We start from the raw sequence: 11,497 nt of genomic DNA, 5'->3' as shown, positions 1-11,497 counted from the left end.
ACGAGGCGGGAATGCCTCATTTCCAACATCGGCAATTGCCAGCACGATACGAACCCCTTGCCTGCCAGAGCTGCGCGCTGCGGTTGAGCACGACCCCTACCGCGCGAGCGGTTTAGTCCTTGGCCGAGAAGCGGCCCCTGGGTGTAGAGCTATGCAAGGACCGCTCTGCGTTGTCAGCTACCGGCCATTGACGAAGTCGATCAATGGCCGTCTTGGGGTTAAGCTTTTTTGACAAATTCCGATTTCAGCCCCATCGCACCCACGCCATCGATTCTGCAGTCAATGTCATGATCGCCATCCACCAAGCGGATGTTCTTGACCTTGGTTCCCACCTTCACCACCAAGGAAGACCCCTTGACCTTTAGGTCTTTGATCACCGTTACCGTATCGCCATCCTGCAGCACATTGCCCACGGCATCACGCACCACCTTGGCAGCCTCTGCCGTTTCAGTCTGTGCCTGTTGGGGCCACTCGTATGCGCACTCCGGGCACACATACATCGCACCGTCCTCGTAGGTAAATTCCGAGCCGCACTGTACACATTTGGGCAAATTACTCATTTTGCATCCTGTTTACTTTGTTTCTAAAATCGCTAATTAGCCAAGGTAGGGGCGCTCAGCAGCAAAAAGCAATCGCTTTGCGCTTTCACGCCAATGGGGTGGTGCTCGCCGGCCCAGCAAGATAACACCTATGCCATAGGCGCTGCCCCTGACACTAGGTGAAAGCCCAACCATATGCGCCTCCGCCACCTCTTGGCTTGCACCCCTTGCCAGCGAATCCGCGACAGCCAGCAAGCCGCGCGAATCATACTGGTCGGCGGAAAGTAACAACTGTCGGTACTCACTGGAATCAACCTTGTTACGCAAAGCGAGTGCCAGCATTACCCAAGCCGTATTGAAATCAAGCCCTCGATCTTTTGGCATTGCCAACGCCTGTTGCACCCATTTCGGATCGGCTCCCTCCGAACCAGCAACGAGTCGCAACACACGATCCCCCAATCGCTGCTGAGCTGAAGCCCTTTCGATAGCCTCCTTTAAATCACCTTTACCTAGCGCGGCATAAGCTGTCAAAGGACCATTGCCCATATTCTGGCCTGACTCGGTGTCCATTAAATAACGCAAGGCATTTGAGTCCATCGCTAATTCATCAAAGTCGCCGGTTCCCTGCATGCGACGTAATCGTGCAATCTCAATACTGGCGTTGTCCAATACCGGCCCTTGTTGTCGAAGGGCATTCGTGAAACTACGCTCCGAGGCATGCCAATGTCCTCTTCCTGCATGAACATAAGCTGCCGCCATCGCAAACCAACCGTTATTTGGCCAACGTTGTTCACTCTCAATAAAAGCTTTGTCTCGCGCAACGTCATTTGCCAGGCAACGGACGGCAAGATATTGCCAATCACCACTATCTGGCTGCCGTTGTGCTTCTTTGCTATGGCGTGCACACACTTGGCTCAGCGCTTGACCACTCACAGCGTCCTGCTCTGCTCGTAAACTAACAACTTCAGATGGTTGATCCTGTAAACGTGCCGCCAATAGAGCCTGAAACTCTGGAAAGTTGTTAGCCAACGCCAGCCACTGCATTACATATTGGCTATTGCCACGATCCCAACGGGCGTGTGCCAGAATCACCTTTTTACGGCTGGCTTCATCGCTCAGCATGCTCAATAAGTTGCCAGGTGCATGCCCAGCAAAACCATCCAAAACGGTTCGCGTGCCACCACCGCTTTTCGAACTAATTGAACTGGGTGGTTTTTCAAACAAAATATCCGCTGTAGCACGCATCCAGCGCGGTGCGCCCTGAGGGCGCTCTGGAACTTGCGTGGCATTACCATAGGATTCGGTCCACTCAACCAACGGACTAGCATTCGCAATGTTGTATACATAGTGGGCAAAACCACCGTCCAGCTTCGCTATATAGGTTTCAATTAATTGGCCACTTGGTGCGCGCACCTCAATCTGGTGTTCACCATCAGCTTCTATTTCGAAGGTCTCATGAGAAAACTGACCCAATTCAACGGTTTTTCCACCAGCCAGTACCGTTACAGATTGGGCTAGGCCGTTATATAGCGTCAAACTTGCCGAACCCGTGCTACTGCTGAATCCCAGAACAGCACCTACAATGGAACCCGCCACCAAAAATCGGGCAACCGATGCAATGAGGCCATCTGCCAATTGGAAACGAGCACGCCAACCAAGCTGAGTTTGACGTGTACGCTCGCGACCTGGCTCTAACGTGGCGTAATGATTAGGGACCCTGCTCGGCACAGGCGCACTTGCTGCAACCACGCCCGTACGAAACTCTCGCGCAACCTGAGTCTCAATGCAAAGTAGCTGGCCTAATGCAGCCTGGCGTAACGAGGACAATGCGCCGATGACTGCGTTCACCCAACCATCAATCACACCCAACCAGTCGTTAATGTTGTCCCGATTGGCGCGAGGAAGGTCAAACTTTCCTAATGCCTCTGGCCAACTACCAACCGACATCCTATCCAACACGGTTGGATCGGGAATGACTTGATCACGTATTTTGTAAATTTCCTCCAGTACAACGTACAAAGCATTAGCGGCACATACGATACGATCGACTCCGTTGCTTCCCACCTTCCCCGCCGCAGTTTCAATCGCAACCTCATTAGAAAAGCGACCATGCGCATCAAATAAATCAGCCTCGGTATGGCCAGCGAAGTGCAGTAAAGCCGCCAGCCCTACCAAATAGTCTTCCCACTCTTTACCTAGGCTGGCAGCAGCCGCTCGGTGCAAACTACGGCAACGTTGATCGTGGTGAGTCAGTTTCTTTTCAATTGCGGTAATCTCTCCGTCAACCTGACTAATCGCCGAAGAAAGGTCCCGCCGACGCAATTGGCGACCACGGAGGCGAATAACACCATCAGTCGCTTTCATGGTGCCATTTCGCAATGATGCCAAGAGCGCTTTTTCTTTTTCCAGATTACGCAGGTTTTCCAGATCACGCGCCAATGTACTAGGGTATAAAGCCGCTAAATCCTCAGCGCTTACAGACTTGATAGGCAAATACAATTCGTCGAGGCATTTGGCAGCACGTACAACAGAACGTCCTAAATACACACCTCGGTAATAACGGTTCAAATACTCACGTTGAAATTGTTCATCCAGCGTTTTTATCGATTGCTCCAAAGGAACAACTTGCGCTTTGTCCGCAACGTTACGCACTGGGTGAACAGACGCACTTTCACGTAATTTGGTGCTGTTCTGGAACAGCACCCAGGCACTACGTTGGTCTGTGGGCGCTGCCAGATAAACTCGCTTGGCATTTTCTTCACGCTCATGATTCAAGGGGTGAGTCGACCACATCTTTGGTGGTTGTGCTATCTCCATGCGAAAAAGCCGGTGCTTCTCTGGACGCTCGCTAGGTACCGGTGGATTTGTGCCATAGCCCGTGGCATTCAGCACCACGCGCATATGGGATATCACCCTTGAATGAACCGCAAATAAATCCTTTACCATTCGGCCATCGGCAAATTCACTGTTTGCAAATGACAACGTACGGTCCCATGCATCATCTGCCGCTTCCATTTTATTCAGCGCATGGATCAAAGCATCGCTACCTGTTAGCGAGACTGCTACCAAGTCTGCCTGCATTTCCATTTCTCGAGAAAGGGCACGCTGCGCCAATAAAACAAGTCGAAAAGCCGTTTCTAATAATGAACGGATTGCCCATACAATTAATGAAAGTAACCAGCCGACCCAAGCGATTCGAAAATCAAGCCGAGAGAGTTGTTGCAAGAAGTAATCAAGCGCATCACGTTTAGCAATAATATGGGCTGCAATTTGTTGTGTAATATATACCCAGCGCCCAACTGCCATAGAACGCTGAGCAAAATGGCCAAACTCATGCGCTAATACTGCTTTCAGCTCACCTAAATTAAGGACATTAACCAGCGCCAGACCTATCTCAAGATTTTTACGAGAAGGCCAAAACAAATTAAATATTGACATATCATAAAACACAGCCGCATTGACTCGAGGCGAAAGAAAGACCCTATGCGGCCTAGGTGCACCGGCTTCATCAGCCAAGCGAAAAAGGAATGCAAATAGTTGTGGCTCTTCTTTTACAGTTACTTCGATATCATCGATCTTACCGGTGTTTCTAACAGAGAATAGCGCCTTAAGCATAAATACCGCCAAGAAAGCGGAAACAAGGCCTACGACAAAAGGGCCAAAGCCTTCACCACTTTTAACGACACTACTAGTTAATCGCCATGCCTGCCATGCAAACCAACCAGACAAAGACAAATAAAGAATAATAAATAAGCCAAGGCTCACCATTGCAAGCCAAGCTCTTTGTTTATAACGTAATGTTGGTTTCGTTAAATCACTCGGTACACTTTTAGGACCAACTGGATAAATACTTTCCATACCATTTCCAAAAACAAGAGATCCTCAATCGAAATCGACCAGCTCTCCATTGACTAAAAACACCAAAATAATTTGCTGTACGTTTGATATATATAGAAGCGATTTTATTCGTTACGAGAATTCACAACGAAAGATAAACTTCAAAAAACTCAGATTAAATCTTTCACCTGTTTCAAGTTGCCGATCAACAACATAATCTACAATAAAAAATAATGGAGGGCATACATTGCCCTCCACTCACTGAAGTAGAAACGATTTATTTAGCGTATACCGGGAAACGTGAGGTCAAGGCGTGCACCTTGGCTTTGACCGCGTTGATATTCGCTTCATCTGTGGGGTTATCCAACACATCAGCCACCAAATTGGCCACGGCAATGGCTTCTTCTTCCTTGAAGCCACGGGTGGTGATGGCAGGCGAACCGAGGCGAATGCCGGAAGTCACAAATGGGCTTTCCGGGTCGTTCGGGATTGCGTTCTTGTTAACCGTGATGTGCGCTTGACCAAGAATGGCGTCTGCCGCCTTGCCGGTCAGGCCCTTGGGGCGCAGGTCAACCAGGAAGACGTGGCTTTCGGTACGGCCAGAGATAATGCGCAGGCCGCGCTCGGCCAGTGTCTTGGCCATGATGGCAGCGTTCTTGATGACTTGTTCCTGGTAGGCCTTGAACTCAGGTGTCAGTGCTTCCTTGAAGGCCACGGCCTTACCGGCGATCACATGCATCAGCGGGCCGCCCTGCAACGATGGAAAGACGTTGCTGTTCAGCATCTTTTCGTGTTCAGCCTTGGCTAGGATGATACCGCCGCGTGGGCCACGCAAGGTCTTGTGGGTGGTCGAAGTGACAAAGTCGGCATACGGTACAGGGTTGGGGTAGACACCAGCAGCAATCAGGCCGGCGTAATGGGCCATGTCGACCATGAAGTACGCGCCAACTTTCTTGGCGATTTCGGCCATACGGGCAAAGTCAAAGCGCAGGGCGTAGGCCGATGCACCGCCGATAATCAATTTTGGCTTTTCGGCAATGGCGATACGCTCCATCTCGTCGTAATCGATCTCTTCCTTTTCGTTTAAACCATAGGGGACAATCCTGAACAGCTTGCCGGACAAATTGGCAGGCGAACCATGAGTCAGATGACCACCATGGCCCAGATTCATGCCCATAACGGTGTCGCCCGGCTTGAGAATCGAGAAGTAAACAGCCTGGTTCGCTTGCGAGCCCGAATGCGGCTGCACGTTGGCATATTCAGCGCCGAACAACTGCTTGACGCGGTCGATAGCCAATTGCTCAACCACGTCCACATATTCGCAACCACCGTAGAAACGCTTGCCTGGATAGCCTTCGGCGTACTTGTTGGTCAGTTGCGAACCTTGTGCTTCCATCACAGCCGGGCTGGTGTAGTTTTCCGAAGCAATCAGCTCGATATGCTCGTGCTGACGAACCACTTCGCTTTCCATAGCGGCAGAGAGTTCGGGGTCATATTGGGCAATGGATAGCGGCTTGAACATGGCGGGGCTTCCGTAGGAAGGTTGGGAGTGAAGGCGGGCATTTTACCATGCCAACTGCACAGAACGACTTGATTACCTTGCATGTTAGGCTCTCGTTATCCCCATCTTCATGAACGTAATCGGTGTGATATGGAACGCACTACCTGTCCAAAATGCGGTTATACCCGCCAACCAAGCGACACCGCACCCACAACTGAATGCCCTCGCTGCGGTATCGTTTTCGCCAAATATCGCCAACATTTAGTCGACCATGCCGCAGGCCGCCGTCCCACCCATGTCACAGATGATGAAGCCGACAATGTGGATGGGCTGGTGGCACAGCTCGCCGTACGCCTATTCAGTACACCACAGCAGGCCAATAGCACTACGCTGGCCGGTGAATGCTTACTCGCCGCGGCCTTGGTGGTATGGGGCATGTATTTCATCAGCTGCGACTGGCGCAGCGGCGAAGCCGGCATGTCCTTTTTACACAACGTGAACCTGGCTTTTCACGAGTTTGGCCATTTGCTGTTCCGCCCATTCGGTGAATGGATGATGTACTTGGGTGGCAGTCTGTTCCAATGCATGGTGCCCTTGCTGCTCGGCATCGTTTTTGTCTGGCGCGAGGCAAAACCCTACTCGGCAGCAGTTTGCTTATGGTGGATAGGGCAAAACCTGATCGACGTCGCCCCATATATCGGCGACGCACGTGCCATGGATTTACCCTTGATAGGCGAATGGAATGAGGAGATGATCGAAGCGCGTGCATTTCGGCATGACTGGCACAACCTGCTAGAACCACTGGGCATGCTGTCCTGGGATCATCGCCTTGCCGCTTTGGCCCATTGGCTGGGGGCGGCCTTCATCCTGCTGGCTTGGCTGTGGATGGCGTGGTGGTTGTGGCAGAGCTGGCAATTGGTCCGCCAACAGTCCGCGCAGTCGTGATCAAGTTCTAACGCACAACAGCCAACCGGCTGCTAGCAGCGAGCTGGTGAATCACCAACCCACCTTAGAACCTGTCTAAAGTCTGCTGCGCGTCGGCAATATAGCGTTGAAAACACCCTCGGAATGCTCATTTACCACGCGTAAACTCCGCTTCCTCGGCTGTTTTTGCCTTATCTTGCCCTAGCTCGCGAGACTTTAGACAGGTTCTTAGATCGTAAGCGATGGGTTAAAGACCTTTAACCGCGTAAATACCCAAGGTATTACGCCAGTAACCCTGATAGTCCATGCCGCAGCCAAACAGGAAGCGGTCTTCCACGTCGATGCCAACAAAATCGCCTGTCAAACCAGGGAAGGCCTTACGGTTATGCACTTTATTGACCACAACAGCGGTCAAAGCCTCGGTTGCGCCCTGCTCACGGCAATAATCGAGAATTGCAGCAAGGGTATTTCCCTCGTCAAGGATATCGTCAATGATCAACACCGTACGGCCACGCATGTCGTCGGTCGGCTTTACCTTCCACACCAAACCACCGCCGTGCGTTTTGTCGCCATAGCGGGTAGCGTGCAAATAAGCCACCTCGAGAGGAAAATTCAACCGTGGTAATAACTGGCCCGCGGCAATGATGCCACCATTCAGCACCACATAAACAAGCGGCATCTTGTCCTTGAGGCGCTCAGTAATCTCAACTGCCATACGGTCCAATGCGGCGCTGACTTCTGCATCGCTATGTAGGCAGTCGGCCTCCCCCATTACATTGACAATCTCTTCCCGATTCATTCGCTTCTCCCGACTGCTTGCGCCAGCGCTTAAAAAGGCGCGAAGGGTACCCATCAAAGCGCGTAATTTCAAGGGGTTGCGCACAGCATAGTTTATTGATGCGTGCATGAAGCATTCGCTTGCTCTAATCTTCGCGCCAATTTCGCTAAAAAAGGATTAAAAACCATGGCTGTTTTCGAAATTCGACACCCGTTGGTGCGGCACAAAATCGGTCTCGCGCGCGGTGCGGATATGAGCACCAAGAAGTTCCGCGAGCTGACTGCGGAAATCGGCCGCCTGCTGGCTTACGAGGCTTGCCAGGACTTTCCCATAGAGAAAGTCACAATCGAAGGGTGGTGCGGCCCAGTCGAAGTTGAACGCATCAAGGGCAAGAAGGTAACCGTGGTGCCTATCCTGCGCGCCGGCATCGGTATGCTGGACGGGGTACTCGACATGATGCCCAACGCTAAGATCAGCGTCGTGGGTTTAGCCCGCAACGAAGAAACCTTGCAGCCTGTCCCCTACTTCGAAAAATTCGTCGGCGACTTGGCCGAGCGCACTGCGCTGATCATCGACCCTATGCTGGCAACAGGCGGCTCCATGGTCGCTACAGTGGACATGCTCAAGCGCAATGGCTGTACCCAGATCAAGGCACTGGTATTGGTTGCCGCCCCCGAGGGCATCAAACTGATGCAGGAAAAACACCCGGATGTGGATATCTACACCGCCGCCATCGACAGCCACCTGAATGAGCACGGCTACATCATTCCGGGGCTAGGGGATGCCGGCGACAAGATCTTCGGGACGAAGCAAAACTGACACCGCGGCAAACGCACCGAAGACCGATTCAAACCTGGGAAATGCATGAACGAAACACTTAAGACCGCACTAGCAGGTGCGCAGATTCTGTTTGTCGCCTTCGGCGCCACCGTATTGGTGCCACTGTTAACCGGCTTGAACACCAACCTGGCGCTCCTGGGCGCCGGCGTGGGTACCTTGATCTTCCAATTGCTTACCCGCCGCCAGGTACCCATCTACCTGGGCTCCAGCTTCGCCTTTATTGCCCCGGTGGTTTACTCGGTGCAGACCTGGGGCATGCCCGCCACCCTGGGGGCTTTGGCGTGCGCCAGCTTTTTCTACTATGTGGCAGCCGGCCTCGTGAAATGGCGCGGGGTTGATTTCATTCATAAGATCCTGCCACCGGTGGTCATCGGCCCCGTAGTAATGGTCATCGGACTAGGTTTAGCACCGGTAGCAGTTGGTATGGCCGCGGGCAAGGCTGGTAGTAACCAAGTCATGCCTTACAACGTCGCGATGGCATTGGCAGCAGTGTCACTGGTCACCACCATGCTGGTTGCCATCAAGGCGCGTGGCATTATGAAACTGGTGCCGATTTTAGCGGGCGTTGCCGCAGGTTACCTTGCCGCTTTATACCTCGGGGTTGTGAACTTTCAACCGGTGCTCGACGCGCCCTGGATTGCCCTGCCCGAGTTCGGCCATCCAACGTTCAACCTGGCAGCCATCCTGTTCATGATACCGGTCGCCATCGCCCCAATTGTGGAACATGTAGGCGGCATCCTTGCCATAGGATCGGTTACCGGCAAGGACTATACCGAATCCCCCGGCTTACATCGCACCCTGCTGGGCGATGGCTTAGCGGTAAATGTGGTGGGTTTATTCGGTGGCCCACCTGTTACAACCTACGGCGAAGTCACCGGCGCTGTCATGCTTACCCGCAACTTCAACCCGGCTGTCATGACCTGGGCTGCTTGCTTTGCCATCCTGCTCGCCTTTGTCGCCAAATTTGGGGCATTACTCAACACCATCCCGCTGCCCGTCATGGGCGGCATTATGCTGCTCCTGTTCGGCTCGATTGCCAGTATCGGCCTCAAAACAGTGGTGGACGGCCGGGTGGACCTCGGCGATCCGCGTAATCTCTGCATCATTTCTGTCGTGCTCGTCACGGGGATTGGCGGCATGTCGGTGCAATTCAGCGACAATTTCGGCTTATCTGGCGTAAGCCTGTGCGGCATTTTGGCTATTGTCCTGAATCTGATTTTACCGAAGGCCAGCGGCCAAAATATCGGCCGCTAAACATGCGGGAACGTCCCTTCCTCTTACAAAGCGACAGCGGGCCATGACAAGTATCCCGCATAGGCGTAAACTCCGCGCCGTCTTTGGGGAGTAGCCGTTCTACCGCCGTGGTGGAAGCTTACGTCAACATACTTGGTCAACCTGGCCATGGCATAAGCAACGAAGTCGCCCGACTTCGACTGGCAAGACCATAGACGCATCCGACCGGCAAGGGGCCGCGGCGGAATGCGTCTATGCGTTTGCTGCCGGCCCCAGAGAAAAATCATCATGGAAGCCTTCCTCGTATCAACGGGCATTGTCGCGCTGGCGGAAATCGGCGATAAAACCCAGCTGCTTGCGCTCCTGCTTGCAGCCAAATTCCGTAAACCTGTTCCTATTGTCTTCGGTATTCTGGTCGCGACACTGGTAAATCACGCCCTGGCAGGTGCTATCGGCAATTGGCTGATGACCTTGATCAGCCCCCATTCATTGCGCTGGATATTGGGCATTTCGTTTATCGCCATGGCCGGCTGGATGCTGATACCCGACACGCTGAACGACGAAACGGCCAGGTTCAGCGAAAGACTCGGCGTATTTGGCGCCACGTTCATCGCCTTCTTTCTGGCTGAAATGGGCGACAAGACCCAAATCGCCACCGTGGCGCTGGCTGCCAAGTATCACGCGTACTGGTGGGTAATTGCCGGCACTACGCTGGGTGTGATGCTAGCCAATGCGCCCGTCATATGGATAGGCGACAAGGCTGCCAAAGCGTTGCCTATCAAACTGGTGCACCGCATCGCGGCTGGGGTGTTTGCCATACTGGGAGTATCGGCATTGGTAGGTATCGGTAGCTAAGAGCCTGTTTACGATCTTACTGCGCAGCTGTGATCAGGGCTCATGTGCCGCTCGAAATCCTCATATACAAAAGTACATGCCGGTTTCTGTGCTGCGCTTCACCCTGCTGACAGCTGCTCGCGACAGATCGTAAACAGGTTCTAAGCTCAACCATCCCCGCTGTTGCTGCCTACCAAGTGCAGTGAAGACTGCATCACAACGCCCTTGCCAGGCTGCGGCATTCAATCCGCTGCGCGACACTTCACACCCAAAATCGGGGCATCGATCACTTTCGCTTCGGGTTTGATTTCCGCAGTGCCGAAATGACGTCAGCTTCAGGCGCAAGCCCCTCTACCGCACCACGCAACGTCAATGCTTTTGCGTTGAATGTAAATGCATGGGCGGACAAATAGCCACCTGTCCCGGCAGACCGCACTTTGACAATGATCTCTGGCTTCTTATCGCCATCTACATCCACAAGCGCTACCTTTTCAACCGACCCATCACGCGGACGGACAAGGCCGGCAGTAAAAAATGTTGTGGCATCCTCCGGGGATGCGGCCTCATACAACCTCACACTGAAACTACCAATGGAACGGGCCTCAAAATCCCCTTCTGCAACCACGGCAGTCTGCCCCGACGGCAACTTAACCTTTGACACGAAACGCTCTGGTTCCGCCGCTTGCAGCGTAACCGATGCCAGCAAGGCTATGGCTAGTTGATACTGTTTCTTCATCTATTCAACTTTCGAGTAAGGACAGCGCATCCTACACGAACACGCTTCGCGGCTCTGGCCTTCGCGGTGGTCGATTCATCCAGCCAAACCCACCGCCAAGGCACGCCAAAACTATCCCTCACTCCGACTGCGGGGACATCAATTATGTTCTGATGTTACGCAGTAGCTGCGAGAAGCAGCTGTAACTGATCATAAGCCGCGCGGGAGGCGTTGATCAGTAACTTGCGGCAAAGTGCGAATGGGTTCTTCTGCGTCTTGATGCTCAGGCATTCAAG

9 protein-coding genes and 1 riboswitch are annotated in these 11,497 nt (G+C 52.9%); of the genes, 4 read left to right on the top strand and 5 right to left on the bottom strand.

Annotated elements, in window-relative coordinates; genetic code table 11:
* Window positions 1-218 precede the first annotated feature (218 nt).
* The 3 genes from CSQ89_RS17265 to glyA form a co-directional block, all read right to left on the bottom strand.
* On the bottom strand, window positions 219-560 hold the full coding sequence (locus CSQ89_RS17265) for a zinc ribbon domain-containing protein YjdM (protein WP_099407338.1): 342 nt from the start codon (window positions 558-560) through the stop codon (window positions 219-221).
* A 36-nt stretch (window positions 561-596) separates the two neighbouring features.
* Window positions 597-4,397 carry a M48 family metallopeptidase gene (locus tag CSQ89_RS17260; protein ID WP_099407337.1) on the bottom strand — a complete coding sequence of 1,267 codons (3,801 nt, stop codon included), beginning with the start codon at window positions 4,395-4,397 and terminating at the stop codon, window positions 597-599.
* Window positions 4,398-4,653: 256 nt separating this feature from the next.
* Window positions 4,654-5,898 carry a serine hydroxymethyltransferase gene (glyA, locus tag CSQ89_RS17255; protein ID WP_099407336.1) on the bottom strand — a complete coding sequence of 415 codons (1,245 nt, stop codon included), beginning with the start codon at window positions 5,896-5,898 and terminating at the stop codon, window positions 4,654-4,656.
* 129 nt (window positions 5,899-6,027) lie between these two features.
* On the opposite strand from glyA, the gene CSQ89_RS17250 reads away from it, so the two are divergent.
* Window positions 6,028-6,822, top strand: coding sequence for a zinc ribbon domain-containing protein (locus CSQ89_RS17250; RefSeq protein WP_099407335.1), 795 nt, complete (start codon window positions 6,028-6,030; stop codon window positions 6,820-6,822).
* Between the two features lie 226 nt (window positions 6,823-7,048).
* Here the strand turns inward: CSQ89_RS17250 and CSQ89_RS17245 are convergent, their stop codons facing one another.
* Window positions 7,049-7,708, bottom strand: coding sequence for a hypoxanthine-guanine phosphoribosyltransferase (locus CSQ89_RS17245; RefSeq protein WP_233203276.1), 660 nt, complete (start codon window positions 7,706-7,708; stop codon window positions 7,049-7,051).
* 57 nt (window positions 7,709-7,765) lie between these two features.
* Here CSQ89_RS17245 and upp point away from each other — a divergent pair, with 57 nt between their 5' ends.
* The 3 genes from upp (at window position 7,766) to CSQ89_RS17230 (ending at window position 10,507) form a co-directional block, all read left to right on the top strand.
* On the top strand, window positions 7,766-8,398 hold the full coding sequence (gene upp / locus CSQ89_RS17240) for a uracil phosphoribosyltransferase (protein ID WP_099407333.1): 633 nt from the start codon (window positions 7,766-7,768) through the stop codon (window positions 8,396-8,398).
* Window positions 8,399-8,443: 45 nt separating this feature from the next.
* Entirely contained in the window at window positions 8,444-9,673 is a 1,230-nt protein-coding gene (locus tag CSQ89_RS17235) for a uracil-xanthine permease family protein (protein ID WP_099407332.1), read from the top strand.
* Window positions 9,674-9,745: 72 nt separating this feature from the next.
* Window positions 9,746-9,926, top strand: a riboswitch (yybP-ykoY riboswitch).
* Between the two features lie 14 nt (window positions 9,927-9,940).
* The gene (locus CSQ89_RS17230; RefSeq protein WP_099407331.1) at window positions 9,941-10,507 is read left to right on the top strand and encodes a TMEM165/GDT1 family protein; all 567 of its coding nucleotides are present in this window, start codon (window positions 9,941-9,943) and stop codon (window positions 10,505-10,507) included.
* 265 nt (window positions 10,508-10,772) lie between these two features.
* Here CSQ89_RS17230 and CSQ89_RS17225 read toward each other — a convergent pair whose 3' ends face one another.
* The gene (locus CSQ89_RS17225) at window positions 10,773-11,222 is read right to left on the bottom strand and encodes a PliI family lysozyme inhibitor of I-type lysozyme (protein ID WP_099407330.1); all 450 of its coding nucleotides are present in this window, start codon (window positions 11,220-11,222) and stop codon (window positions 10,773-10,775) included.
* Window positions 11,223-11,497 lie beyond the last annotated feature (275 nt).

The organism is Chitinimonas sp. BJB300 (assembly GCF_002735695.1).
In the GTDB taxonomy this organism is placed as follows: Bacteria; Pseudomonadota; Gammaproteobacteria; order Burkholderiales; family Chitinimonadaceae; genus Chitinimonas.
Note: the sequence above shows the minus strand (reverse complement) of the source record. Positions and strands in the feature narration are given on the sequence as shown.